At 69.1% G+C, this 25,756-nt stretch carries 22 protein-coding genes; 11 read left to right on the top strand and 11 right to left on the bottom strand.

Going from position 1 to position 25,756, the window contains the following annotated elements:
* Nucleotides 1-94: 94 nt before the first annotated feature.
* Genes ACSFA0_RS16805 through xdhA form a run of 6 tightly spaced genes read right to left on the bottom strand, consistent with a single transcriptional unit; the run spans nucleotide 95 to nucleotide 8,763 of the window.
* Nucleotides 95-1,015 (bottom strand): ABC transporter permease, encoded by a 921-nt coding sequence (locus tag ACSFA0_RS16805; RefSeq protein WP_435451410.1) that lies wholly within the window; start codon nucleotides 1,013-1,015, stop codon nucleotides 95-97.
* A complete protein-coding gene (locus ACSFA0_RS16800) occupies nucleotides 1,015-2,166 on the bottom strand; it encodes an ABC transporter permease (protein WP_435451409.1) in 1,152 nt (383 codons plus the stop codon). The genes ACSFA0_RS16805 and ACSFA0_RS16800 overlap by 1 nt, the downstream gene beginning before the upstream one ends.
* Nucleotides 2,159-3,700 (bottom strand): ABC transporter ATP-binding protein, encoded by a 1,542-nt coding sequence (locus tag ACSFA0_RS16795; protein WP_435451408.1) that lies wholly within the window; start codon nucleotides 3,698-3,700, stop codon nucleotides 2,159-2,161. Before ACSFA0_RS16795 ends, ACSFA0_RS16800 begins: the two co-directional genes overlap by 8 nt.
* A 10-nt stretch (nucleotides 3,701-3,710) precedes the next feature.
* Nucleotides 3,711-4,667, bottom strand: coding sequence for a LysR family transcriptional regulator (locus ACSFA0_RS16790; RefSeq protein ID WP_435451407.1), 957 nt, complete (start codon nucleotides 4,665-4,667; stop codon nucleotides 3,711-3,713).
* A gap of 42 nt (nucleotides 4,668-4,709) precedes the next feature.
* Nucleotides 4,710-7,148: a xanthine dehydrogenase molybdopterin binding subunit gene (xdhB, locus tag ACSFA0_RS16785; RefSeq protein WP_435451406.1), complete on the bottom strand. Its 2,439-nt coding sequence runs from the start codon at nucleotides 7,146-7,148 to the stop codon at nucleotides 4,710-4,712.
* A gap of 1 nt (nucleotide 7,149) precedes the next feature.
* Nucleotides 7,150-8,763, bottom strand: coding sequence for a xanthine dehydrogenase small subunit (xdhA, locus tag ACSFA0_RS16780; protein ID WP_435451405.1), 1,614 nt, complete (start codon nucleotides 8,761-8,763; stop codon nucleotides 7,150-7,152).
* Nucleotides 8,764-8,986: 223 nt separating this feature from the next.
* On the opposite strand from xdhA, the gene ACSFA0_RS16775 reads away from it, so the two are divergent.
* The 8 genes from ACSFA0_RS16775 (at nucleotide 8,987) to ACSFA0_RS16740 (ending at nucleotide 16,777) form a co-directional block, all read left to right on the top strand.
* Nucleotides 8,987-9,865: a helix-turn-helix domain-containing protein gene (locus tag ACSFA0_RS16775; protein ID WP_435451404.1), complete on the top strand. Its 879-nt coding sequence runs from the start codon at nucleotides 8,987-8,989 to the stop codon at nucleotides 9,863-9,865.
* A gap of 156 nt (nucleotides 9,866-10,021) precedes the next feature.
* Nucleotides 10,022-11,707 carry a thiamine pyrophosphate-binding protein gene (locus tag ACSFA0_RS16770; RefSeq protein WP_435451403.1) on the top strand — a complete coding sequence of 562 codons (1,686 nt, stop codon included), beginning with the start codon at nucleotides 10,022-10,024 and terminating at the stop codon, nucleotides 11,705-11,707.
* Nucleotides 11,708-11,741: 34 nt separating this feature from the next.
* Nucleotides 11,742-12,713, top strand: a complete 972-nt coding sequence (locus tag ACSFA0_RS16765; RefSeq protein WP_435451402.1) for a Bug family tripartite tricarboxylate transporter substrate binding protein — start codon at nucleotides 11,742-11,744, stop codon at nucleotides 12,711-12,713.
* Nucleotides 12,714-12,757: 44 nt separating this feature from the next.
* Entirely contained in the window at nucleotides 12,758-13,753 is a 996-nt protein-coding gene (locus ACSFA0_RS16760) for a TRAP transporter substrate-binding protein (RefSeq protein ID WP_435451401.1), read from the top strand.
* Between the two features lie 21 nt (nucleotides 13,754-13,774).
* On the top strand, nucleotides 13,775-15,055 hold the full coding sequence (locus ACSFA0_RS16755; protein ID WP_435451400.1) for a TRAP transporter large permease: 1,281 nt from the start codon (nucleotides 13,775-13,777) through the stop codon (nucleotides 15,053-15,055).
* On the top strand, nucleotides 15,052-15,570 hold the full coding sequence (locus ACSFA0_RS16750; protein WP_435451399.1) for a TRAP transporter small permease: 519 nt from the start codon (nucleotides 15,052-15,054) through the stop codon (nucleotides 15,568-15,570). Before ACSFA0_RS16755 ends, ACSFA0_RS16750 begins: the two co-directional genes overlap by 4 nt.
* A gap of 47 nt (nucleotides 15,571-15,617) precedes the next feature.
* A complete protein-coding gene (locus tag ACSFA0_RS16745) occupies nucleotides 15,618-15,941 on the top strand; it encodes an NIPSNAP family protein (protein ID WP_435451398.1) in 324 nt (107 codons plus the stop codon).
* Nucleotides 15,942-15,961: 20 nt separating this feature from the next.
* Nucleotides 15,962-16,777: an SDR family NAD(P)-dependent oxidoreductase gene (locus ACSFA0_RS16740; protein ID WP_435451397.1), complete on the top strand. Its 816-nt coding sequence runs from the start codon at nucleotides 15,962-15,964 to the stop codon at nucleotides 16,775-16,777.
* 42 nt (nucleotides 16,778-16,819) lie between these two features.
* On the opposite strand, the gene ACSFA0_RS16735 is transcribed toward ACSFA0_RS16740, so the two are convergent.
* The 5 genes from ACSFA0_RS16735 to ACSFA0_RS16715 are packed head-to-tail and all read right to left on the bottom strand — an operon-like array spanning nucleotide 16,820 to nucleotide 22,884.
* Complete coding sequence (locus ACSFA0_RS16735) at nucleotides 16,820-18,115, bottom strand: four-carbon acid sugar kinase family protein (protein WP_435451396.1); 1,296 nt, start codon at nucleotides 18,113-18,115, stop codon at nucleotides 16,820-16,822.
* Nucleotides 18,112-19,383, bottom strand: coding sequence for a ribulose-bisphosphate carboxylase large subunit family protein (locus tag ACSFA0_RS16730; protein ID WP_435451395.1), 1,272 nt, complete (start codon nucleotides 19,381-19,383; stop codon nucleotides 18,112-18,114). The genes ACSFA0_RS16735 and ACSFA0_RS16730 overlap by 4 nt, the downstream gene beginning before the upstream one ends.
* A gap of 5 nt (nucleotides 19,384-19,388) precedes the next feature.
* On the bottom strand, nucleotides 19,389-19,931 hold the full coding sequence (locus ACSFA0_RS16725) for a VOC family protein (protein WP_435451394.1): 543 nt from the start codon (nucleotides 19,929-19,931) through the stop codon (nucleotides 19,389-19,391).
* A 45-nt stretch (nucleotides 19,932-19,976) separates the two neighbouring features.
* Nucleotides 19,977-21,857 carry a TRAP transporter large permease gene (locus ACSFA0_RS16720; protein ID WP_435451393.1) on the bottom strand — a complete coding sequence of 627 codons (1,881 nt, stop codon included), beginning with the start codon at nucleotides 21,855-21,857 and terminating at the stop codon, nucleotides 19,977-19,979.
* Between the two features lie 7 nt (nucleotides 21,858-21,864).
* On the bottom strand, nucleotides 21,865-22,884 hold the full coding sequence (locus ACSFA0_RS16715) for a TRAP transporter substrate-binding protein (protein ID WP_435451392.1): 1,020 nt from the start codon (nucleotides 22,882-22,884) through the stop codon (nucleotides 21,865-21,867).
* A gap of 114 nt (nucleotides 22,885-22,998) precedes the next feature.
* Here ACSFA0_RS16715 and ACSFA0_RS16710 point away from each other — a divergent pair, with 114 nt between their 5' ends.
* From ACSFA0_RS16710 to ACSFA0_RS16700, 3 genes are all read left to right on the top strand, one after another.
* Nucleotides 22,999-24,060, top strand: a complete 1,062-nt coding sequence (locus ACSFA0_RS16710) for a LacI family DNA-binding transcriptional regulator (RefSeq protein ID WP_435451391.1) — start codon at nucleotides 22,999-23,001, stop codon at nucleotides 24,058-24,060.
* Nucleotides 24,061-24,142: 82 nt separating this feature from the next.
* Complete coding sequence (locus ACSFA0_RS16705) at nucleotides 24,143-24,976, top strand: alpha/beta hydrolase (protein ID WP_435451390.1); 834 nt, start codon at nucleotides 24,143-24,145, stop codon at nucleotides 24,974-24,976.
* Nucleotides 24,977-25,138: 162 nt separating this feature from the next.
* Nucleotides 25,139-25,756 (top strand): SCO family protein, encoded by a 618-nt coding sequence (locus ACSFA0_RS16700; RefSeq protein WP_435451389.1) that lies wholly within the window; start codon nucleotides 25,139-25,141, stop codon nucleotides 25,754-25,756.

Here is a 25,756-nt window from a genome sequence, read left to right as displayed (position 1 = left end):
AACACCGCGGAACCGGCTTTGCCGGGCCGCTGGTGTTGCCCCCTTGAGGGGGGGCTCGGCTACACGAAGTGAGCCGATACGGGGGTGGGCCACATTATGTTCCGGGGTAAAAGGGTTTTCCGATGGAAGCGGGCATGTTGATGCGGATGAACGCGGGGTTGCGCGAGATCAAGGCCAGCACCACGATCGGCGCGATGTACTGCAGCATGCTCAGGAACTGGCTGGGCACATCGACCCCGGTGCTCTGCAGGTGAAAGCCGAGCATCGACACACCACCGAACAGGTAGGCGCCCAGCAGCACGCGCATCGGCCGCCAGGTCGCGAAGGTGGTGAGCGCCAGCGCGATCCAGCCGCGGCCGGCCACCATGCCTTCGACCCACAGCGGCGTGTAGACCGTCGACAGGTACGCGCCCGACAGGCCGCACAACGCGCCGCCCGCGACCACCGCCATGAAGCGGATGCGTCGCACCGGGTAGCCCAGCGCATGCGCCGATTCGGGCGACTCGCCCACCGAGCGCAGCACCAGGCCGGCACGCGTGCGGTACAGGAACCAGATCAGCCCGATGGTCAGCGCGACGGCGAAATAGACCATCGGGTGGTGCCGGAAAAAGGCGGGGCCGACGAGCGGGATGTCGGCCAGCACCGGGATCGCGTACGACATGCTCTCCGGCAGCTTGGCCTGCACGAAGCCGATGCCGACGAAAGCCGAAAAACCGACACCGAACAGGCTGAGCGCCAACCCGGTCGCGTACTGGTTGGTGTTGAGCCAGATCACCAGCACGCCGAAGATGGCGGCGAGCACCGCGCCGGCCGCCATGCCAGCGAGAAATCCGAGCCACGGGTTGCGGGTGACCACCACCGTCGCGAAGCCGGCGATGGCAGCGCAGAGCATCATGCCCTCGGCACCGAGGTTGACGATGCCGGCCTTCTCGTTGATGAGCAGGCCGAGCGCGGCGATGGCGAGCACGGTGCCGGCGCTGAGCGCCGAGCCGATAAGCAATGCGTACGAGTCCATCAGACGGTCCCCTCGGTGGTTCTGGCGACCGGTGCGGTCAACGGCGTGCTGGCCTGCAGTGACGCAGTGCTCGCCATGGCGGGCACCGCCTTGACGGCGGTCTTGCGGCGGATGCGATAGGCGATCAGCGTGTCGCAGGCCAGCAGCGAGAACAGCAGCAGCCCCTGGAACACGCCGGTGAGCGACTTGGGCAGGCCCAGGCGCGACTGCGCCAGCTCGCCGCCGATGTAGAACATGCTCATCAGGATGGCCGAGAAGATCATGCCGACAGGATGCAGCCGCCCGACGAAGGCCACGATGATGGCCGCGAAGCCATAGCCGGCCGGCACGTAAGGCGTGAGCTGGCCGATGGGTCCGGCCACCTCCAGCGCACCCGCCAGGCCCGCCGCGCCGCCCGAGGTCAGCAGCGCGATCCACACCGCGCGCCGCGCCGAGAAGCCTGCGTAGCGCGCCGCGGCCGGCGCCAGCCCGCCGACCTGCTGCGCGAAACCGGCCCGCGTGCGGAACAGGAAGATCCACAGCACGCCCGCCCCCACCAGCGCGATGACCAGGCCGATGCTCACGCGCGAGCCCTTCATGAGCCGCGGGATCTGCGTGACCGCGTCGAAGTTCTTGGTCTGCGGGAAGTTGTAGCCCATCGGATCTTTCCACGGCCCGAAGACCAGGTAGCCCAGCAGCAGCGTCGCGACGTACACCAGCATCAGGCTCACGAGGATCTCGTTGGCGTTGCACTTGTCGCGCAGGAAGGCGACGATGCCCGCCCACACCATGCCGCCGAGGATGCCGGCCATGAGGATCGGCAGCACGATCCACGGGCCGGTGCCCTTGTCGGCCAGCAGCGCCACGCCGCCCGCCGCGATGGCGCCCATCACGAACTGGCCCTCGGCGCCGATGTTCCACACGTTGGAGCGGAAGCACACCGCCAGGCCGAGCGCGATGATGAGCAGCGGCGTGGCCTTGACCATCAGCTCGCCGAGCGCATAGCCGTTCTTGATCGGTTCCCAGAAGAAGACGCCCAGGCCCTTGACCGGGTCCTTGCCGAGCAGCGCGAACAGCGCGACGCCGATCAGCACCGTGATGACCAGCGCCAGGATCGGCGAGCCGTAGCTCCAGAAGCGCGACAGCTGAGGGCGGGGCTCGAGCTTAAGCATGGGCCATCTCCTGAACACCCTGGGCCGTGGTGCTCGGCGCATCCCACAGGCCACTCATCCATTCGCCGATCTGCGGCACGGTCGCCGCGGCGCGGTCGACCGAGGGCGACAGGCGCCCTTTGGCGATCACGTAGAGCCGGTCACTGATCTCGAACAGCTCGTCGAGTTCTTCGCTGACGACGAGCACCGCGCAACCCGCGTCGCGCAGCGCAAGGATCTCGTTGCGGATGAGCGCGGCCGCGCCCACGTCCACGCCCCAGGTCGGCTGCGAAACGATGAAGAGCTTGGGGTCGGCATCGATCTCGCGGCCGACGATGAACTTCTGCAGGTTGCCGCCCGACAGCGAGCGCGCCGCCGACAGCGGCCCGCCCGCCTTCACGTTGAAGCGACGGATGATCTCGCCCGCATGCTTGGCGAGCTGTCCGGTGCGGATCCAGCCGCCAGCGCCGACCGCGTTGCTGCGCGTGAGCAGCATGTTGTGCGCGAGCCCGAGCGTCGGCACCGCGCCGCGGCCCAGTCGCTCTTCCGGCACGAAGTGCACGCCCAATGCACGGCGCTTGCGCGGACGGAAGCGCGCGGCCGCCTGGCCGAAGACCTCGATCATCGCGGGCTCGGCACGCGTGTCTTCGCCCGAGAGCGCATAGAGCAGTTCCTTCTGGCCGTTGCCCGAGACGCCCGCGATGCCGACGACCTCGCCCGCGCGCACGTCGAGCGACACCGCGTCGAGGTCGACACCGAACTGGTCCTCGCGCGCCAGCGTCAGCGCCTTGACGCGCAGCGCCACCGCGCCCGCCTTCAGCTCGCGGTGCTGCAGCGGTGGCGGCTCGGCGCCGATCATCAGGCGCGACAGCGATTCGTTCGTTTCGTTCTGCGGATTGCACACGCCCGTGACCTTGCCGCCGCGCAGCACGGTGCAGGCGGTGCACAGCTCGCGAATCTCGTGCAGCTTGTGGCTGATGTAGAGGATGCTGCAGCCTTCCGACGCCAGCTTCTTCAGCACCACGAAGAGCTTGGTGACCGCCTGCGGCGTGAGCACCGAGGTCGGCTCGTCGAGAATCAGCAGTTGCGGGTCGGTGAGCAGCGCACGGATGATTTCCACACGCTGCATCTCGCCGACCGACAGCGTGTGCACCGGCCGCGAAGGGTCGATGTCGAGCCCGTACTCGCTCGCCTTGGCGGTGATGCGCCGCGTGACCTCGGCCAGCGCCAGGTGCTTGTCGAGGCCGAGCCAGACGTTCTCGGCCACGGTCAGCGTGTCGAACAGGCTGAAGTGCTGGAACACCATGCTAATGCCCAGCGCCCGCGCCTCCTGCGGGTTGCGCACGTTCACCGGCTGGCCGTTGAACATCACGCTGCCCTCGTCGGGCTTGACCGAGCCGTAGATGATCTTCATCAGCGTCGACTTGCCGGCGCCGTTCTCGCCGAGAACGGCATGCGTTTCGCCCGGCTGGACGATCAGCGACACATCGCTGTTCGCCACCACTGCCGGGTAGCGCTTGGTGATGTGCGCGAGTTGGAGTCGTGGGGTTGTCATTCGATCGATCTCAATGGATGTCCTTGGCAGCACCGGCCGTCGCACGCAGCGACGCCGCCACCGACTTGATGCGGTCGCGCAGCCAGCGCGCGGAACTCGACGCATGGGTGCGCTCGTGCCACAGCTGGTAGTACATGAGGCGCGGGAAGTCGACGGGGCACGGCAGCACCTTCACCGGCAGCCGGTCGGTGAAGCGCTCGCAGTACTGGCGGCCGGTGGTCAGCACCAGCAAGCTCGATGCCACCATGTCCGGGATCAGGCCGAAGTGCGCGCAACGCACGGTGATGTTGCGCTGCAGGCTCTGCGCGTCGAGCATCTGGTCGATGATGCCGCGCGCCCCGGGGTGCAGTGGCGTCGGCGCGATGTGCTCGGCGGCCAACCAGGTGTCGGCGTCCCAGCCGCGGCGCGTCGCGGGGTGATCGGCGCTCACCAGCGACACGATCTCGTCGCCGAACAGCCGGGCCATGTGCAGGTCCTCCGGCGGCTTGAGCCAGTTACCGATGACCAGGTCCAGATGGCCGAGCGACAGGTGCGCGTGGTAGTTCGAATCGGGCGACAGCGGATGGATCTCGATGCGGCACCCCGGCGCCTGCGCCTTCACCTGCGTCACGAACATCGGCAGGAAGAGCGGGTCGAGGTAGTCGCTCGCAGCGATGCGGAAGGTGTTGGTGGCGGTCTGCGGGTCGAAGCCGCGCGCGTCGCTGAACAGCACCTCGGCCGAGCGCAGGATGCTGGCGGTCGGCTCGATCATCCGCAGCGCTGCATCGGTGGGCACCATGCCCGAGCCGGAGCGCACCAGCAGCGGGTCGCCCGACAGCTCCCGCAGCCGCTTGAGCGCCGACGACACCGCCGGCTGGTACATGCCCAGGCGGATAGCGGCGCGCGAGACGCTGCGTTCGGTCAGCACGGTATGGAGGACCCGGATGAGGTGAAGGTCGATCTTGTCGAAGAGGGCTTGGTCACGCATGCGGGCAGCATTGTCGGGGGTTGCGCTGCGTTATACCGCCGCTCAACCCGCCTGCACGGCGGTGATCGCATTCAAGATGGCTTCGCTGGTCGCCGGCGCGCGCAGCGGCGGGTCGATCCGGTGGTCGCCGGCCGCCGACACCGCGTCGCGGATCGCGAAGAAGACCGAGAACGGCAGCAGCAGCGGTGGCTCGCCCACGGCCTTGCTGCGGTGAATCGAGTCCTCGAAGTTCGGCCCCTCGAACAGCTTCACGTTGAAGACCGGCGGACAGTCGTTGGCCGTCGGGATCTTGTAGGTGCTCGGTGCGTGCGTGGTCAGCTTGCCGCTCTGCGGGTGCCACACCAGTTCTTCGGTGGTGAGCCAGCCCATGCCCTGGATGAAGGCGCCCTCGACCTGGCCGATGTCGATGGCCGGATTCAGGGACTTGCCGGCATCGTGCAGGATGTCCGCACGCAGCAGCTTCCATTCGCCGGTGAGCGTGTCCACGACCACCTCGCTCACCGCCGCACCGTAGGCGTAGTAATAAAACGGCCGGCCCTTGAGCGTGTCGCGGTCCCAGCTCAGGCCCGGCGTTGAATAGAAACCGTCGGACCACAGTTGCACGCGGTCGAGGTAGGCCTCGCCGACCAGCGTGGCGAAGCCCAGGGTGCGGCCGTTGACCTCGACCTTGTCGTTGGCGAAGCGCACGTCGGCCGCCTCGCCGCCGTGGCGCGCGGCGGCGCAGGCCGCCAGGCGTTCGCGGATCCGGCGTGCCGCATCCTGCGCGGCCTTGCCGTTCAGGTCGGCGCCGGTCGACGCGGCGGTGGCCGAGGTGTTGGCGACCTTGGTCGTGTCGGTGGCCGTGGTCCGCACGCACTCGAAGCTCACGCCCAGCTCGTGCGCCACCACCTGGGCAATCTTGGTGTTCAGGCCCTGGCCCATCTCGGTGCCGCCGTGGTTCACCAGCACCGAGCCGTCGTTGTAGACATGCACCAGCGCGCCGGCCTGGTTGAAGTGCGGCACGTTGAAGGAGATGCCGAACTTCAGCGGCGCCAGCGCGATGCCGCGCTTGAGCACCGGGCTGCGCGCGTTGTAGGCCGCGATGGCGTCGCGCCGCGCGCGGTAGTCGCTGCTGGCCTCGAGTTCTCCCACCAGCTCGTGCACGATGTTGTCGGTCACGACCTGGGCGTAGGGCGTGACGTTGCGCTCGTCCTTGCCGTAGAAGTTGATGCGCCGCACCTCGAGCGGGTCGCGCCCCAGCCGGCGCGCCACCGTGTCGAGGATGTTCTCCACCGCAATCGCGCCCTGCGGCCCGCCGAAGCCGCGGAAGGCCGTGTTGCTCTGCGTGTGGGTCTTGCCCGAATAGCCGTGCATCGACACCTCGGGCAGCCAGTAGGCATTGTCGAAGTGGCACAGCGCGCGGGTCATCACCGGGCCCGAGAGGTCGGCCGAATGGCCGGCGCGCGAGACCATCGTGATCTCCGCACCGAGCAGGCGGCCTTCGTCGTCGTAGCCGACCTCGTAGTCATACCAGAAGCAGTGGCGCCGGCCGGTGACCATGAAGTCGTCGTCGCGGTCCAGCCGCAGCTTGACCGGGCGCTTGAGCTTGTTCGCCGCCACCGCCGCCACGCAGGCGAACAGGCCCGACTGCGATTCCTTGCCGCCGAAACCGCCGCCCATGCGCCGGCATTCGACATGCACCTCGTTGGCGTTGAGGTGCAGCGCGTGCGACACCAGGTGCTGCATCTCGGTCGGGTGCTGGGTGGAGCAGTGCACATGCATGCCGCCGCCCTCTTTCGGAATCGCGTAGCTGATCTGGCCTTCCAGGTAGAACTGCTCCTGGCCGCCGACCTCCAGCGTGTCTTTCAGCCGGTGCGGCGCGGCGGCGATGGCGGCGCGCACCGCCGCCTGCTCGTCGCCGCCGGGCGCGCTCGCGCTGCGCAACAGGTGCATCGGCGGCACCACGTACTGGCCCTTGGCATGCGCGTCCTGCGGCGTCAGCACCGGTGGGGCGGCCTCGATCGTCAGCACTTCCTTGGCGCGCGCGGCGACGCGGCGGGCCACCTCGCGCGTGTGCGCGATCACTGCGAACACCGGTTGGCCGAGGTAGCGGATCTCGCCGCTGCAAAGAATGGGGTCGTCATGGACGATCGAGCCGCAGTCGTTGCTGCCCGGGATGTCCTCGGCCGAGAGCACGGCCACCACGCCGGGCAGGGCGCGCAGCACGTCGAGGTTCATGCCCTTGAGCACGCCGTTGGCGACCGTCGACAGGCCCAGCGCGCAATGCAGCGTGCCGCGCAGTTCCGGGATGTCGTCGATGTAGGTGGCCTCGCCCGCGACGTGCAGCGCTGCCGACTCGTGCGGCCGGCTGATGCCGACGCGCGCGCCGCCGTCCTGCGCCTTGGCCTCGGCGCCGCGGTCGATGCGCGCGGCGATGTTGGCTTCATAGTCGGCGAAGGGCTCGGCTGGCTTGAGGAACTGGATGTCGATGGGCTTGTTCATCTCAGGCTCCTTGAACGGCTTGTGCGGCGGACGGCAGCACGTCGTGCGGCATCACGCTCCACACGCTGGTGGCGTCCGTCGGCAGCGCATCGGCCGTGCGGGTTTCGAGCCACAGGCGCTGGATCAGGTTCTGCGCCACCTGCAGCCGGTAGCCGGCCGAGGCGCGCATGTCCGACAGCGGCTGGAAGTCGTCGGCCAGCGCCTGCTTCGCCGCGTTCACGGATGCCTGCGTCCAGGGCTGGCCGACCAGCGCCGCCTCGGCCTTGGCGGCGCGCTTGACGATGCCGGCCATGCCGCCGAAGGCCAGCCGCACCTCCTTCACCACGTCGCCGTCGAGAGCAAGGGCGAAGCCGCCGCACAGCGCCGAGATGTCGCAGTCGAAGCGCTTGCTGATCTTGTACGCCCGCACCTGGCGCTGCAGCGCGGCCAGCGGCACTTCCAGCCCCTGGACGAACTCGCCCGGCGCCAGTTCGTTCTTCATGTAGTCGACGTAGAAGTCGGTCAACGGCAGGCGGCGCACCTGTGCGCCACGCCGCAGCACGATCTGCGCGTCCAGCGCCATCAGCACCGGCGGCGAATCGCCGATGGGCGAACCGTTGGCCACGTTGCCGCCCATGGTGCCGGCGTGTCGGATCGGCGGCGACGCGAAGCGCAGCCACACGTCGGTGAGCGAGGGCGCGCGCTGCGCCAGGGCACGCCAGGCGTCTTCGAGGGAGGCGCCGGCGCCGATGTGCAGCGTGTCGCCGCGCGCCTCGACCGTCTTCAGCTCGGCCACGTCGCCGATGTAGATCAGGTCGCCGACGTCGCGGAACTGCTTGTTGACCCACAGGCCGATGTCGGTCGAGCCGGCCAGCAGGCGGGCCTGGGGCTCGCGCTCGCGCAGCGCGGCCAGGTCGTCGAGCGTCTTGGGCGCATGGAAGTGGTCGGTGCGGCCGTCGCGGGCCGCCGCGTAGTCGAAGCTGCCTTCGCGCTGCAGTTGCGTGAGCGCCTGCACCACCGGCTGCGTGTCGAGCTGCATCGGCGGCAGGTCGAACATGCGCTGGCCGGCGTCGAGGATCGGCCGGTAGCCGGTGCAGCGGCACAGGTTGCCCGACAGGTCGTCGGCCAGCTGCTGGCGCGTGGGCACGCTGCTGGCGGCGCGATGGTGCTCGTAGCTCGACCACAGCGACATCACGAAGCCGGGGGTGCAGAAGCCGCACTGCGAGCCGTGGCAGTCGACCATCGCCTGCTGGACCGGATGCAGGCACTGCACCGGGTGCTTGTCGTGACGGCGCTCGTCATGGGCCTTTCCGCCGTCGTTGAGCAGGCCGCTCTTGAGGTCTTCGACCGTGAAGAGCGCCTTGCCGTGCAGCGTCGGCAGGAACTGGATGCAGGCATTGACCGTCTGCAGCGTCAAACCGCCGACAGCACCGGGCGTGCCCTCGGCCGCCAGTTCGCCCACCACCACCGTGCACGCACCGCAATCGCCCTCGTTGCACCCTTCCTTGGTGCCGGTGCAGTGGGCGTCTTCGCGCAGCCAGTCGAGCACCGAGCGCGTGGGATGCACGCCCGCCACCTCGACCGTGCGGCCCTGGTGGAAGAAACGGATGGGGGAGGTGGTCGGGGGGAGGCTCATGTTCGCTGGGGCAGGCTCGTTCTTTGTGGGGGTCGGCATCCGCCGACACTGGAACTTAAGGGCTGGGTGGACCGCATTCATACCACTGCGCCGATAGTGCCTATATGCGTCGGCCGGGGTCGGGCCCTTCGGCCGGCGATGACGTTGCAATTGTCGCGCCATGCGGGGGGCTCGCACGGCGGAAACGTCCTCCTAGAATGGCTTTTCTCGCTCCCTGGCCACCGTGAACGCTTCCGACTTTCCCATCTTCGACAGCTCCGACTTCAGCGGCGAGGAAGGTGCGTTCTATTTCGACCTCGTGCGGCTGGAAGACCGGCCCGACATCCCGCGCGGCTTCCCGCACCGCCACAACTACTACCACCTGCTGTGGATGAGCGAGGCGGCCGGCACGCACCTGCTGGACTTCGAGAGCTTCGAGGCGCGCGCCAATGCGGTGTTCTTCGTCTCGCCCGGCCAGTTGCACGCCTGGGCCTCGACGGTGCAGCCCAAGGGCTTCGTCATCAACTTCAGCACCGAGTTCTTCGTGCAGATGTTCCCGCGCTCCGACGAGATCGCGCAGTACCCCTTCTTCCATGTGGCGTCCGACGCGCCGGTGCTCTACCTCGAACAGGCGCAGCACGACGAACTGCTGCCGCTGCTGCTCGAGATGGAAAAGGAAATGCTCGGGCGGGCCGAGGCGCGCCTGGACATCGTGCGCTCCTACCTGCTGGTGCTGCTGACGCGCCTGCGCCGGCTCTACCCGGAGCGGACACGCGAGGGCGCGTCACCGCAGAGCTACGCACTCACCAAGCGCTTCAAACTGCTGATCGACCAGCACTACCTCGACTTCGGCCCGCTGCGCGACTACGCCGCGCACCTGCACGTGACCGAGCGGCAACTCAACGACGCGGTCAAGCGCACCCTGGGCAAGACCGCCGGCCAGCTGGTGCACGAGCGGCTGGTGCTGGAAGCCAAGCGCCTGCTGAGCAACACCGACATGGGTGTCGCGGAGATCGCGTTCCAGCTGAATTTCGAGGACCACGCCTACTTCGGCCGCTTCTTCAAGAAGCACACGCAGCTGACGCCCGGGGAATTCCGCAAGCGCTCCGGCGCGACGCGCTGAAGGCGACGACGACGCAAGCTCGGGCTAGCGTAAGCCCCTAGTTCGCGGCGCGGAAAAGTACCAGACGAGATCGCAATCGTCCTACCCCCTGCGGGGGCACCGTCCCTAGAGTCGACGCACCTCAACTCACCGCCGCAATGGCGGCCGTGGCCGGCCATGAACGTCTCTCCCAAACTCCGCACCGGCGGTCAGCTCGTCGTCGACGCGATGCTCGCCCAGGGCACGGACACCGTGTTCTGCGTGCCGGGCGAAAGCTACCTCGACGTGCTGAATGCGCTCTATGCGCAGCAGGATGCGATCCGCGTGGTGGTGTGCCGCCACGAGGGCGCCGCGGCCTTCATGGCCGAGGCGCACGGCAAGCTCACCGGCCGGCCCGGCGTGTGCATGGTGACCCGCGGACCGGGCGCCACCAACGCCAGCATCGGCGTGCACACCGCCTTCCAGGATTCGACGCCGATGATCCTGCTGATCGGTCAGGTGGGCCGCGACATGATCGAGCGCGAGGCCTTCCAGGAGATCGACTACCGCCGCATGTTCGGCACCTTCGTGAAGTGGGTGGCGCAGATCGACGATGTCGCGCGCGTGCCCGAGTTCATCGCCCGCGCCTATTCGGTCGCCCTGTCCGGCCGCCCGGGCCCGGTGGTGCTGGCGCTGCCGGAAGACATGCTCACCGATTCGGCCTTCCCCTCCATCGCACCCCGCGTCGACATTCCGCAGTCGCACCCGGCCCCGGAGGCCGTGCAGCGGCTGGGCGGCCTGCTGGCCGAGGCGCAGCGCCCCCTGCTGATGCTCGGCGGCCCCGGCTGGAGCGCCGAGGGCCGCGCCGCCATCGAGCGCTTCGCGGTGCGCCACGCGCTGCCGGTGGCCTGCGCCTTCCGCCGGCAGGACCTGTTCGACAACCGGCATCCGCAGTACGTGGGCGAGGTCGGCATCGGCGTCAACCCGGAACTGGCCAAGGCGGTGCGCGAGGCCGACCTGCTGATCGCGGTGGGGACCCGACTGGGCGAGATCGTCACCAGCGGCTACACGCTGCTCGAGGTGCCGGTGCCGCGGCAGCGGCTGGTGCACGTGCTGCCTTGCGCGGAGGAACTGGGCCGCGTGTACCAGCCGGCCCTGAAGGTGCTCGGCGACGTCTCGCCCTTCGCCATCGCGGCGGCCGAACTGGCGCCGGCCACGGCGCCCGCCTGGCGGGCATGGCTCGGGCAGCTGCGCGGCCAGTACGAGCGCTACACGACGCCGCCACCGCGTGCCGTCGCGCTCGACCCGGCGCGTGTCATCGAGGTGCTGCGCGACACGCTCGCGCCCGATGCCATCCTCACCAACGGCGCCGGCAACTACAGTGCCTGGGCGCATCGCTACTACCCCTTCTCGCACGCGCATTCGCAGCTGGCGCCGACCAGCGGCGCCATGGGCTACGGCGTGCCGGCTGCCATCGCGGCCAAGCTCCAACACCCCGAGCGCCAGGTGATCTGCCTGGCGGGCGACGGCTGCTTCCTCATGACGTCGCAGGAGCTGGCGACGGTGAAGCGCCATGACCTGGCCATCGTCTTCATCGTGTTCAACAACGGCATGTACGGAACGATCCGCATGCACCAGGAAGTGAATTACCCGGGCCGGCCGATCGGCACCGACCTGTGCAACCCCGACTTCGTGGCGTATGCGCAGTCCTTCGGCCTGCGTGCCGAGCGCGTGGCGCGCAGCGAGGACTTCGCGCCGGCCCTGGCGCGGGCACTGGCCGCCGACGGTGCGGCACTGATCGAGCTGGTGATCGAACCCGAGGTCCTGACACCCCGCGCGAGCCTGAGCGAGTTGCGTGAGAAGGCGCTGCGCGCAGCGGCCTGAGCGCTTTCATTTTTCGACCACAAGGAGACAAGACATGAACCGACTGCTGCGGGCCACGGCCCTGGCGGCATGGGGCACCTGCGCGCTTGCGCACGCCCAGCCTGCCAACGACTTCCCTACACGCCCGATCAAGATCGTCGTGCCCTTCGCCGCAGGCGGCGCCACCGACGTGATCGCCCGGGTGGTCGGCCAGAAGGTCGCCGACCAGCTCGGCCAGCCGGTGGTGGTCGACAACAAGGCCGGTGCCAGCGGCAACATCGGTGCGGTGACAGTGGCACGCGCTGCCCCCGACGGCTACACCATCCTCATGGCGACCTCCAGCCACGCGATCAACGCCACGCTGTACAAGAAGCTCGACTACAGCCTGACGCAGGACTTCGCCGCGCTGTCGAACCTGGCGTCGGTGCCGCTGGTGCTGGTGGTCAACCCCGGCGTGCCGGCCAAGAGCGTGCGCGAGCTGGCCGATTTCGCGAAGGCCCAGGGCGACAAGGTCAACTTCGCCTCCGGCGGCACCGGCACGGCGTCGCATCTGTCGGGTGAACAGTTCAACACGCTGGCCGGCACGCGCATGCTGCATGTGCCCTACAAGGGCGGCGCGGTCGCGCAGACCGACCTCATCGGCGGCCAGGTGCAGGCCATGTTCGCCAACCTGCCCGAAGTGCTGACGCAGGTGCAGGCCGGCAAGCTGCGGCCGCTGGCCATCACCGGCAAGTCGCGGCGCCCCAACCTGCCGGACGTTCCCACCTTCGCCGAGGCGGGCTACCCGCAGATGGACGCACGCTCGTGGTTCGGCCTCTTCGCGCCGGTCGGCACGCCGGCGCCCATCGTGGCGAAGCTGTCGGCCTCGATCGCGCAGGCCGTGGCCGACCCCGCCGTGCAGGCGCGCCTCAAGGAACTCGGCGCCGACCCGATCGGCGACCGGCACGAGGCCTTCCAACCCTTCGTCGCTCAGGAAGTGAAGCGCTGGGGCGCGCTGGTGGAGCGCTCCGGCGCCAGCGTCGACTGACGCGCGCCCCAACATCCCGATCGAACTACAAAGGAGACATCACCATGCCATCGAAGAACCATCGCGGCCTCGCCCGCCTGTCGCTCGCTGTCGTCGCCAGCCTGGCCCTGCTGGGCACGGCGCATGCGGCGACCACCCTCAAGTTCGCGCACTTCGCCGCGGAGTCGCACCCCGCCCACATCGCTGCGCTGCAGTTCAAGAAGAACGTCGAATCGCGTACCGGCGGCGAGGTGCGCATCGAGCTGTACCCGGCCAACCAGCTCGGCTCGCCGCCCGACCAACTGGAGCAGACGACGGTCGGCGTGATCGACATGAACCTGCCGACGCAAGGCGGCCTGGACAAGTACGAGAAGGCCTTCGCGACGGTGATGACGCCCTATGCCTTCACCGACTATGCGCAGGCGCATCGGGTGCTCGACGGCCCCTTCCACGACTGGGTGGCGCCGCGCCTCGAGAAGAAGGGGCTGGTGCTGCTGTCGACCTGGGAATACGGCTTTCGCCACGTGACCAATTCGAAGCGGCCGATCAACGGACCGGAGGACATGAAGGGCCTGCGTCTGCGCACGCCGCCGGAGCTGCAGATCATCGCGGCCCTGGAGGCCACCGGCGCGTCCACCACGCAGATCGCCTTCCCCGAACTGTCGGCCGCGCTCAACCAGGGCGTGGTCGACGGGCAGGAGAACCCGATCGGCGTGACCTACCACTTCAAGCTCTTCGAGGTGCAGAAGCACTTGGCGCTGACGCGCCATGTCTACAACAGCATGACGCACGTGATCAGCCAGTCGAGCTGGAAGAAGCTGACGCCCGCACAGCAGTCGGCGGTGCGCGAAGAAAGCCGCGCATCGCGCGACCTGATGCGCAAGCTGGTGGCCGAGCAGGAGGCGGCGGAGATCGCCAAGATGGAAGCGGCCGGCGTCGCGGTGACGCGGCCCGACACCGCGAAGTTCCGCGCCCTCATGCAGCCGGCGTACGAACGGGTCGGCGCCTACGCGGGCAAGGACAACATGAAGACCTTCCTGGACATGCTGTCCGCCAAGTAAGGGCGGCTTCGGAAAGACACCATGCAAGCATTCCTGGTCATGGGAGGGCTGCTCGCCCTCATCATGTTCGGCGTTCCCGTGGCGGTGGCGATCGGCGTCACGGCGATCAGCGCCTACATCTTCGCCGGCGAGGCGCAGGCCCTGACGATGATCGCGCAGCGCATGTTCGCTGCCTCATCGGGCTTCACCCTGCTGGCCATCCCCTTCTTCATCCTGGCCGGTTCGTTGATGAACACCGGTGGCATCACCGACCGCATCTTCCGCTTCGCGCATGCGCTGGTCGGCCACTTCACGGGAGGCCTGGCGCAGGTCAACGTGGTGGGCAGCCTGATCTTCTCCGGCATGTCGGGCACGGCGGTGGGCGATGCGGCCGGCATGGGCCAGGTGGAGATCAAGGCGATGAACGACGCGGGCTTCGAGCCGAAGTTCTCCGCGGCCGTCACGGCGGCTTCGGCCACCATCGGCCCGGTGTTTCCGCCCAGCGTGCCGATGGTGATCTTCGGCGGGTTGACGGGCGTGTCGGTGGTGCAGCTGTTCATCGCTGGCATCGTCCCAGGGCTGCTGCTGACCGTCGCGCTGATGGCGGCAGTCTGGATCGTGTCCAAGCGTCGGCGCTACCCGGTCGAGCGGCGCGCGAGCCTGAAGGAACTGAGCGACGCATTCAAGGGCGCGGCCCTGCCGATGCTGGCCCCGGTCATCATCATCGGCGGCCTGATCAGCGGCCTGTTCACGCCCACCGAAGGCGGCGTCGTCGCCGTGCTGTACTGCCTGGTGCTGGGCCTGTTCGTCTACAAGGAGATCAAGCCGTCGGACCTGCCGGCCATCCTCTGGAATGCGATCGAGCACAGCGTGCGGGTGCTGTTCATCATCGCCGCGGCGGGCTACCTCACCTGGTTCCTGGTGCACAAGCGGATCCCCGACGCCGTGATCCAGAGCGTCATGTCGGTGTCGACGGTGCCGTGGCAGGTCATCGCGCTGATCATCCTCGTGCTGGTCGCGCTCGGGCTGTTCCTCGAAGGTGTCGCGGTCATCATCCTCACCGTTCCGATCTTCATGCCCATCGTCACGCAGATCGGCCTGGACCCGGTGCAGTTCGGCATGCTGATGGTGATGTGCTCGATGATCGGTCTGGTCACCCCGCCGGTGGGCATCCTGCTGTTCGCGGTGAGCAGCGTCTCCGGCGTGAAGGTGGGCGCCATCGTCTCGGAGCTCTGGCCCATGCTCATCGCCATCTGCGTCGTGACGCTCATGGTCGCCTACTGGCCGGCCGTCTCCCTGTGGCTGCCGAGGGCGATGCTGTGAGCGGCGGTCTCCTCCTGCGCCTCGACCGCGCCCTGGGGCTGCTGCTGCGCGCGTTCTCGATCGCCTGCCTGGTGGCCCTCACCCTGCTGCTGGCGCTCAACATCGCGAGCCGCGCGAGCGGCCTGTTCGGCATGAACTGGTTCGACGAGGTGGTCGCCACCGTCTTCGCCTGGCTGGTGTTCATCGGCGCCTGCGCCCTGTGGCGGGAGCGCGAGCATTTTGCGATCAGCCTGCTGTCCGATGCCCTGAAGGGCCGGCGCCTCGCGGGCGTTCACCAGCTCGCGATCGCGCTGCTGGGCCTGCTCTTCGCCGTCGTGCTGATGGTGTACGGTGCGCGCTTCGTCGACCGCACGACTGCGACCACGCCGGTGCTGGAGCTGCCGCAGGCCTGGGCATACGCCTGCCTGCCCATCGCCGGCGCCCTCATGACCATTTATGCGTTGCGCGACGTTTGGCTCGCGTTGCGGGCGCTTCGCCCGAACGCCGCCGACCCTGTCGCCGGACGCTCGCGGTAGAACCGCGCACACCCCTCCCCGATTTCAAGCAACCACAGAGGACCCCCATGCTCTACGACCTCCGCACCTACACCTGCACGCCCGGCAAGATCAAGAAACACCTGGCGCTCTATGCCGAGCACGGCTTCGACGTGCAACGACGCCACCTGGGCGAGCCGGTGGTCTACCTGCAGACCGAGACCGGCGACGTCAACAGCTACGTCCACATCTGGGCCTACGACGACGCTGCCGACCGCGCCCGCAAGCGCGCGGCGCTGCAGGCCGACCCCGCCTGGGCGAAGTACCTGGCACTCAGCGCCGAAGCCGGCTACCTGATGTCGCAGAACAACCGCCTGATGACGCCGGTGCCGTTCTTCTCGCCAAAGCCTTGAGACCCCGCCCGGAACCGACCATGCAGAACTACCGTCAGCTCTTCGATCTCAGCGGCAAGACCGCCGTGGTGCTCGGCGCCTCTTCCGGCATCGGGCAGGCATCGGCGCACGCGCTGGGCTCGCTGGGGGCCCACGTGATCTGTGCCGACCGCGACGCCGAAGGCGCCCGGGCCACGGCCGACGACATCGCCCGGTCGGGCAGTGGCTCGGCCGAATGGCGCGCCACGGACGCGGCCAGCGGCGCAGACATCGCCGCGCTCGCCGCGCACACGCTGGCCGCGCGCGGGCGCGTCGACATCGCCGTGTCGACGCCGGCGCTCAACATCCGCAAGCTCATCGTCGATTACACCGAGGAAGAGTTCGACCAGGTGATGAACCTGAACCTGCGCGGCGCCTTCCACTTCATGCGCGCCTTCGGCCGGCCGATGATGGCGCAAGGCAGCGGCAGCCTGGTGCTGTGCTCGTCGATGCGGGCCGTGACGATCGAGCCCGGCCTCGGCATCTACGCCGCAACCAAGGCCGGCATCGAGCAGATGGTCAAGGGCTTCGCGTCGGAGGTCGGCAGCTACAACGTGCGCGTCAACGCCGTGATGCCGAGCGTGATCGAGACGCGCCTGACGGCCCCGCTGAAGGAACGCCGCGAGATCTACGACACCTACGCCGCACACACCGTGTTCAACCGCTGGGGCCAGCCGTCCGAAGTGGGCGCGGCGGTGGCGTTCCTGGCGTCGGACGCGGCCAGCTACATCACCGGCAGCTCGCTCTCGGTGGACGGCGGCTGGACCGCGATCGACGGGCCGCCGACCGGGTTGACGCAAACGCGGCCGTCGACCTGAGGCGAGTGCCGAGATGGCGCGATGGCTGGCTCGGCGCCAAGGTCAGGCGTTGCCGTGCACCAGCCGCTCGAAGAAGTCCTCGCCGCCCATCTGGCCACCCTTGAGCGCGAGCTCCAGACCGTCGAGTTGCACTGCGTCGCTGTGCAGGCGGCACAGCGCCACGCCCGGCGCCAGTGGCGCCCGGTACGACAGGCCCCAGGCGTCGAGTGCCTGCACGGCGTGGCTGGAGGTGTCGCCGCCGGCCACCCCCACGCGCGACAGCGGCACCGCTGCCAGCACGCCAGCCAGCAGCTCGCCGCCGGCCATGGCCAACGCCCGCGCCGACACGCCGCTGTCGGACGCAGGCGCCGTGCCGGGCCGCACGGTGCACGCGAGCACGTGACGGCCCTGCGCCAGCAGGGCGGAGACGAGGCCGATCGCTTCGGTACGCGCGCGCGCATCGATCACCAGCCGCTGCGGGTCGAGCCACACGGTCTCGAAGGACCGGGCCGCCGCGACCTGCCGCGCCGTGACCGGCGACAGGCTGCCGGCCAGCGCCAGCACCGGTCCACGCGCCGGCGCCACCCGGGCGGGCGTGTGCGGTGCCGTCGCCAGCTGCGGCGCCAGGGCCTGCACCACGCTGCTGGGGCCCACGGCGAGCAACGAGGCCGCCTCGGCCTGCGGCCACAGCACGCGGCCGATGGCTTGCAGATGCGCGTTGTCGGCCACGTCGAACAGCACGGCGCCAGAGGCTGGCGCGCGCCAGGCCCCGAAGCCCTGCGTGTACTGCGGATAGGGCAGCGACTGCACATCAGCCAGGCCCTGCGAGGCCAGGTGACGACGCAGATCGGCCTCGTGCATGGGCGTGACCGGGTGGCGGCTCATCGTCGGGTGGCGGTCGATGCGGTGCACCTCGCCGCCGCTGCCCGCCGCGGCGAAGAGGTTGCCGAACAGGCAGTAGCGCTCCAGGTCCGGCTGGCCGCCGACGATGGCGGTCCAGGGCGTGTCGACCGCGGGCCGCAGCGTGTCGATGGCGACGCCGATGCTGCCCACCGTGGGCGCGCTGTCGAAGGTCGAGCAGGTCTTGTAGTGCAGCACACGCGCGCCGAGGCGGCGGAACAGCGCGGCCACCGGCGCGAGCTCGGCGCGCATCTCGTCGGGCGCCATCGAGCGCGCGGCGCCGGCGATGCCGACGCAGTCGAGCGTGCCCGCGGCGTCGAGCTGCGCCGGTGTCGGCACGCGCAGGAACAGCAATGTGCGCAGCCCTGCCCGCGCGCCGGTCGCCAGCGTGTCGGTGGCGCCGGTGAAGTCGTCGCCGTAATAGACGATGGCCGGCGGCGCGTCCGTCGGATGGCTCATCGCTGGCCGAAGAAGGCCAGCGCCGCGGCCAATTCGGGCGCACTGCGCGCCGCCTCGTCCAGCGGCGTGCCGGCACGCGCCGCGGTCCAGGCCTGGCGGATGCTGGCCACGCCCGCGGCCGGCCCCTGCGGGTGCGCGAGGATGCCGCCGCCCGACATGAAGAGCAGGTCGTCGTTGCCGATGGCCGCCCAGGTCGCGGGCACGGTGCCGGCCCACTGGCCGGACGAGAAGGCCGGCATCACGCGGTCGTCGATGCCCTCAGCCAGCGGCGTGAAGCAGTCCTGTGCGGACGCAATGACTTCCTCGTCGGGCTGCGCGAACTTGCCCTGCAGCCCGTGCACATGCATGTGGTCGACGCCGGCCAGCCGCCACAGCGTCTGGTAGGCCTGGAACGAGATCCCCAGCAGCGGGTGGCGCGACAGCGCACCGAAGCCGTTGCGGTGGCCGTGCAGCGCCAGCGGTGTGTGGCGGCGCAGCGTCTGGATGGCGGAATGGCCGCACCAGTTGAGGCTGGCCATCACGCAGGAGCCGCCCTCGCGATCGACCAGGTCGGCATGGCGCTTCATGGCGTCGGTCTCGTCGGTGATGTTGAAGGCCACCATCACGTGCTTGCCGGTGCGCTCCTGGTGTGCGCGCACCATCGCCATCACCGCCGGCACGCGCTCGGCCAGCGGCGCGTGGTCGGGGTCGGCGCAGACCTCGTCGTCCTTGATGAAGTCGACACCGGCCGCGCACAGGCGGCCGACCAGTTCGGCCGTCTCGGCGGCCGAGAAGCCGACGTTGGGCTTGATGATGGTGCCGACCAGCGCGCCGCTCGCCACGCCGGTCGCGCGGCGCGTGCCGGCGATGCCGACCTGCGGCAGCTCGAAGCGCGCGCGGTAGGCCGCCGGCACATGCACCGTCTCCAGGCGCAGCCCGCTGACCTCGCCCAGGTCGTAGAGGTTGCCCGCGACCGTGGCCGCCAGCGTCGGCAGGTTGGCGCCGATATTGGCGACCGGGAACGAGATCTCGACGCGCGCGCGCCGCCAGGGCCCACGCGTGCCCTTGCGTTCGAGCAGGGCGTTGGGCAGGCTCGGCGCACTCACGGACTCGAGTTCGACGATCGACTCGACCGTCGCGCGGGCCCGCGCCCGCAACGCATCGGTCTCGCCCTCGACGCGCGTGAAGGTGCCGCAGGACTGCTCGCCCGCCATCACCTCGGCCACCTTCTCGGGCGGCTCGGGCGTCTCGATCAGGTAGCTGGCGCGGATGCGTTCGGTGGTGGCCATCGCGCTCACAGGGTCGAGAGATCGGGGAAGGGGCGCACCGGGTCGGTGGTGCCGTCCCAGGTCTTGGAGGTCTCGCGGATCAGGTCGAACATCTTGCCCTTGGGGCCGGCGACTTCCGACAGCTCGATCACCGTGCCCGGGTGGTACTCGGTGTCGAAGTAGATGAAGCGGCCACGCGCGCCGACCTCGCCGCTCATCTTGGGCTTGAAGCCCTGCGCGAGCAGGCGCTCGACGTCCGCGTCGTAACTCTCGGTCCAGTAGGCGACGTGCTGCAGCCCGGTGCGGCCGGCCTGCAGGAAGTCGCGGTACATCGAGGGCACGTCGTTGCGGGTCTGGATCAGCTCGACCTGCACGAAGCCCGAGTTGGCGAGCGCCACCGAGTTGTGCGGCTCGTACGACTGGCCGTCGTACTCGTAGTTCACGATCGGCACCTTGGGGTTGTAGTACCAGGGACCGACGCCCAGCGTCTTGCTCCAGTAGTCCATGGCGGCTTCGATGTCGTGCACGACATAGCCCAGCTGGCGGATCTCTCCGAAATGGCGGCTCATTGTGATTTTCCGTGTGTGAGTGCGGTGGAGGAAATGCGGCGAGGCCTACTTCGCCAGGAAGCCGATGGAGAACCAGGGCACGGCGGCGATCAACACCAGGCCGACCAGCAAAGCGACCATGTAGCCGCCGATGTACTTCATGCCTTCGTTCGGGTCGACCTTCGCGACCGCGCAGGCGCCGTAGTAGCCCACGCCGATCGGTGGCGCGAACAGGCCGATGCCCATCGCGAAGATCACGACCATGGGGTAGTGCACCGGGTGCACGCCGGCGGCCTGCGCGATGGGGAACAGCAGCGGCCCGAACAGCACGATGGCCGGGATGCCTTCGAGCACGCAGCCCAGCACGATGAAGGCGAGGATCGAAATGGCGAGGAAGCCGTACGAGCCGCCCGGAATGGCCGCCATCCAGCGTGCCAGATCGGTCGAGAAGCCCGACTGCGTGAGGCCCCAGGCCATGGCCGTGGCGCAGCCGACGATGAACATGATCGCGCCCGACAGCGACGCCGTCTCGACCAGCATCGGCTTGAGCCGGCGCCAGTCGAACTGGCGGTAGATGAGCAGCCCGGCCAGCGCCGAGTACACGATGCCGATGGTCGACACCTCGGTGGCCGTCGCCACGCCTTCGACCACCGCCGCGCGGATGACGAAGGGCAGCGCCACCGCCGGCAGCGCGACGATGAAGAAGCGGCCGATCTGCGCGCGCGAGTAGCGGGCGACGGCGCTCAGGTCTTCCTTGCGGTAGCGCCACCACACCACGCTGCACAGGCACAGGCCGAGCACCAGCGCCGGCACCATGCCGCCGGTGAACAGCGCCGCGATCGACACGCCCGTGACCGAACCGATCGTGATGAGCACGATCGACGGCGGAATGGTTTCGGTCTGCGCGCCGGTGGCCGACAGCAGCGCCACCAGGTCGCCCGGCTTGGCGCCGCGCTTCTTCATCTCGGGGAACAGCACCGGCGCGATGGCCGCCATGTCGGCGATCTTCGAGCCCGAAATGCCCGACACCAGGTACATCGCGCCGACCAGCACGTACGACAGGCCACCGCGCACGTGGCCGAGCAGGCTCGCCAGGAACTGGATCATGGCCTTGGCCATGCCCGTCATCTCGATCAGCGCGCCCAGGAAGATGAAGAGCGGCACCGCCAGCATGATGAGGTGCGACATGCCCTCGTCCATGCGCCCGACCATCACCACCATCGGCGTCGAGGTGGTGAGCGCCAGGTAGCCGAAGGTGGCCAGCGCGAACGAGAAGGCAATGGGCACGCCCGAGAACACGTTCACCGCGACGATCACCAGGAAGAACACGACCAGGTTGAGCTTGCCCAGCGGCGCGAACAACGGGCGCGCCAGCCAGAACGCAGCAACGACCAGCGCGACGGCGCCGAGCGTGACCGCGATCTCGCGTGCCGTGGAAAAGCGCAGCAGCCTCAGCGCACCGAAGACGATCATCAGCGCGACGCCGACCGGAATGGCCGCGGCACGCCACGCATTGCTGATCTCCAGCGCCGGCGTGACGATGAACGCTTCTTCGCTGGCGTATTCGTACGCGGGCCACAGCACCAGCGCCAGGAAGGCGAGCGACGCCGCGATGGCCAGCGCCTCGAGCATGCGGCGCGCCGACGGGCTCACCTTGCCGACCACCGCCGTCATGCGCATGTGCTCGCCGCGCCGCAGCGCCACCACGGCGCCGAGCATCGACAGCCAAAGGAAGAAGATCGAGGCAAGTTCGTCGGACCACACCAGCGGCGCGTGGAAGGCGTAGCGCGCGACCACGCCGGTGAACAGCACGACGATCTCGACCAACACCAGCGCGGCGGCGATGGCTTCGATCACCGCACCGAGCCGCCGGTCGATGCGCTCGGCGATGCCGGTGAAGGAGTTGGCCGGCGCGGCGCCGAGCTCGACAACAGAGGCGATGGACATCGGCGGGTCAGGCGAGCTTGCCGACGCTCTGTTCGAGCAGGCCCCAGGCCTCGGCGCCGAAGCGACCCTTCCATTCGCTGTAGAAGCCCGAATCGCGCAGCTTGGCGCGGAAGCTATCGGCCGCGGGGCGGTTGATGGCCAGGCCCTTGGCTTCGAGGTCGGTCACCACCGACTCGTTGAGCTTCTTGATGTCCTCGCGCTGCTTCATCCCGGCGTCGTTGATGGACGCGGCCACGATGGTCTTCAGGTCGGCCGGCAACGCCTCCCAGGCGCGGCCGTTGGCGATGAACCAGTAGCCGTCCCAGATGTGGTTGGTGAGCGAGGCGTACTTCTGCACCTCGTAGAGCTTGGCCACCTGGATGATCGGCAGCGGGTTCTCCTGCGCGTCGACGATCTTCGTCTGCAGCGACGAGTACACCTCGCTGAACTGCAGGCTGGCCGGCGAGGCGCCCAGGCTCTTGAACATCGAGATCGACAGCGGGCTCACCGGCACGCGGATCTTCAGGCCGTCGAGGTCTTTCGCCGACGTGACCGGCGACTTCGAGCTGGTGGTCTGGCGGAAGCCGTTGTCCCACATCTTGTCGAAGGCGTAGAGCCGCGTCTTGGCGATGGCCGCGCGCACATGGGCACCCAGCTTGCCGTCCATCGCGCCCCACACCTGGTTGTAATCGGAGAAGGCGAAGCCGATGGCGTTGATGGCGGCGACCGGCACCAGCGTGGCGATGACCAGCGCCGACGGCGTGAAGAACTCGATGCCGCCGGAGCGCACCTGCGCCAGCATGTCGGTGTCGCCGCCGAGCTGGTTGTTCGGGAAGATCTTGATCTCGACCCGACCCTTGGTTTCCCTGGCGATGCGCTCGACCGCCTCTTGCGCGCGCACGTTCAGCGGGTGCGTCACCGGCAGGTTGTTGCCGTACTTGTACGAGAACTCGGCGGCTCGGGCGATGCGCGGCACGGCCGTCACGATGCTGGCGGCGGGGAGTGCGGAAAGCGTGCGCAGGGCACCGCGACGGGTGAGCGAATTCATGGTTTGTCTCCGGTTTGAGCTTGATGCGTTTTGATGCATCATGACTGAAAGGCCTGCCGACGATAGAGACACGACAGCGCGCCGTCAAACACACGTAATGATGGTTTTTGATTTATGAGGGTTAACCCCGAAGCCTCCGAAGACACGCCGCCGGGCCGCGCGCGGGTGGTCGACATCGCGCGCGCGGCCGGGGTGTCGACGGCCACGGTCGACCGCGTGCTCAACAAGCGACCCGGCGTGCGCGACGCGACGGTGCAGCGCGTGCTGAAGGCGGCCGGCGAGCTCGACTACCTGCCCGGCCAGGCGCTGTATGCCGCGCTCGCACCACCGCCCTTGCGGCTGAGCGTGCTGCTGCCGGCTGGCACCAACCGCTTCATCCGCATGCTCGGCGACATGGTGGGTTACTCGCAGGAGCACTGGGCGCCCTTCAACGTGCGCTGCCGGGCCGAGTTCATCGAGAGCTTCAACCCGCACGCGCTGGCTGCCGCGCTGCGGCGCCACGGCAAGCGCAGCGACGGCATCGCGGTGATGGCGCTCGAGCACCCGGCAGTGCGCGAGGCCGTGGCCGAGCTCGCCGCGCAGGGCGTGCCGGTGATCACGCTGATCTCCGACCTGTCGAACTCGCCGCGCGTGGCGTACATCGGGCTGGACAACCGCGCCGCCGGCCGCACCGCGGGCTACCTCATCGGGCGCTTCATTGGCGCGCGCAGTGCCAAGGTCGCGCTCATCGCGGGCAGCCTGAGCTACCGTGCGCATGAAGAGCGCGAAGCCGGCTTCCTGCACGTCATCGACGAGATGTTCCCGCAGCTGTCGGTGGTCGGCCTGCGCGAGGGCCATGACGACGCGGAGCAGAACTACCGGCAGACCCGCGCCCTGCTCGACCAGCACCCGGAGCTCGGCGGCATCTACAACATCGGCGGTGCGTCCGACGGCGTGGCGCGGGCGTTGAAGGAAGCCGGCCGCGACCAGAAGGTGGTCTTCATCGGCCACGGCCTCACGCCGGACACGCGCGCGCTGCTGATCGACGGCAGCCTGGATGCGGTGATCACGCAAAGCCCGCACACCACGCTGATGAGCTGCGTGCGCATCTTCACGAACCTGCGCGACGGGCGCGAGGCGTTGAGCGGCGTGGAAATCACGCGCAGCCAGGTGATCTTCCGCGAGAACCTGCCCTGAGGGCAGGCGGGCGCGCCGTGCGCCGGGCGGAAGGCGGCGAAACTAGCGGCTGTCCCGCCCTCTTGCCCCCGGAGCCCGCCCCTTGTCATCCAAAGCCTTCCGCATCGCCCTGGCCGCCTCGGCCGCCGCCGTCGGCAGCATCGCGACCTACTGGACGCTGCTCGCCACGCGGCAGGGCCACATCCTCTTCAACGCCCGCAAGCTGCCGGTGGTGCCGCTGTCCGACGACTTCTCGACCTACTCGCACCCGGTGCCTGGTGGCATGGTGCGCGGCTACGTCTACCACCCGCACGGCGAAGAGGCGCTGCAGGACCTCTTCATCTACTTTGCGGGCCGCGGCGAAGACGTGCGCGCCACCGCCAAGGCGCTGACCTGGCTGCCGGCGGGCTTCGGCTTCGCGGCCATCAACTACCGCGGCGTCGCCGACTCGCAGGGGCACCCGTCGGAGATCGCCTCGGTCGAAGATGCGAACCAGCTGGCCCGCCACCTGCGCCGCGCCTTTCCGCAGGCGCGGCTGCACGTGGTGGGGCGCAGCCTCGGCACGGGCGTGGCGATCCAGCTGGTGGCGCGGCAGGACTTCGCGAGCCTGCAGCTGATCACGCCCTACGACTCGATGCTGGAAGTGGCCAAGCGGCGCTTTCCGCTGGTGCCGCTGTCGCTGCTGCTGCGCCATCGCTTCGATTCGCTCACGCACAGCCGTGAGGTCGCGGCCAAGACCCAGGTGCTACTGGCCGAGCGCGACGACGTGGTCCTGCCGGAGCGATCACAAAAACTCATCGATGCTTGGCCGACGCCGGTGCACGTGCAGACGGTGGCGGGCTCCGACCACCACGACATCATGCGGCTCGAGGCGACCTGGCTGTACCTGGTCGACTTCGCGCTGACGGCCGTCCTGCCCGAACCCAAAGCCGCCTGAGGCGCAAGGCGTTCGGCGCGCAGAGGCGCCGAAGTCCGGTCATATGTCTCGAAAGCGCAGGCATTTCGCCGGGGCGACGACGCAAGACTGAGTACGAAACACTTAATCTCCCCCTTGGCGCTCGGTGTCACCCGAAGGCGCCAAGCACCAGGGAGAGAAGACATGCCAAGCCAAAGGGCGTGCGAGTTCGCGCGCAGAAGCGCACGCGCCACCACGGCCGCCTTGATCGCCGGCTGCGCGCTGTCGGCCATCGCACAACCAGCGCCGCTGCGCGGCCTGGCGCTGCAGGACCAGGCCGCGCGCCGCATCGACGCGACCGCCTACCGCGGTCGCATGCTGCTGCTGAACTTCGTCTTCACGGGCTGCTCGACCACCTGCCCCACCCAGACCCTCGAGCTCGCCGCGCTGCGCCGTAGCCTGCCGCCCGCGCTGCGCGCCCAGGTGGACTTCCTCTCGGTGTCGGTCGATCCGCTGGCAGACACGCCGGCCACGCTCACGGCCTTCGCGCGCCGCATGGACGCCGACCAGCCCGGCTGGCGCTTCGCCACCGGCGCGCCGTCGCAGATCGACGCGCTGACGCAGCGCCTCGCCGCCACCGACCCGCGCCAGCCGCAGCCCGGCCCGGCCGATCACAGCACGGCGCTCTACCTCTTCGACGCCGCCGGCGTGCTGCGGCAACGCTACGCCGGCGTGCCGGTCGACCGGCCCCGCCTCGCGCGTGAGTTGGCCGAGGTGGCCGTGCTCGAGCGCCATTCAAGAACAACGACAACAGGGAAGTAG

Source organism: Variovorax restrictus (assembly GCF_051216715.1).
Lineage (GTDB): Bacteria > Pseudomonadota > Gammaproteobacteria > Burkholderiales > Burkholderiaceae_C > Variovorax.
The sequence above is the reverse complement of the archived record's forward strand: the minus strand, read 5'-3'. Positions and strand labels throughout refer to the sequence as shown.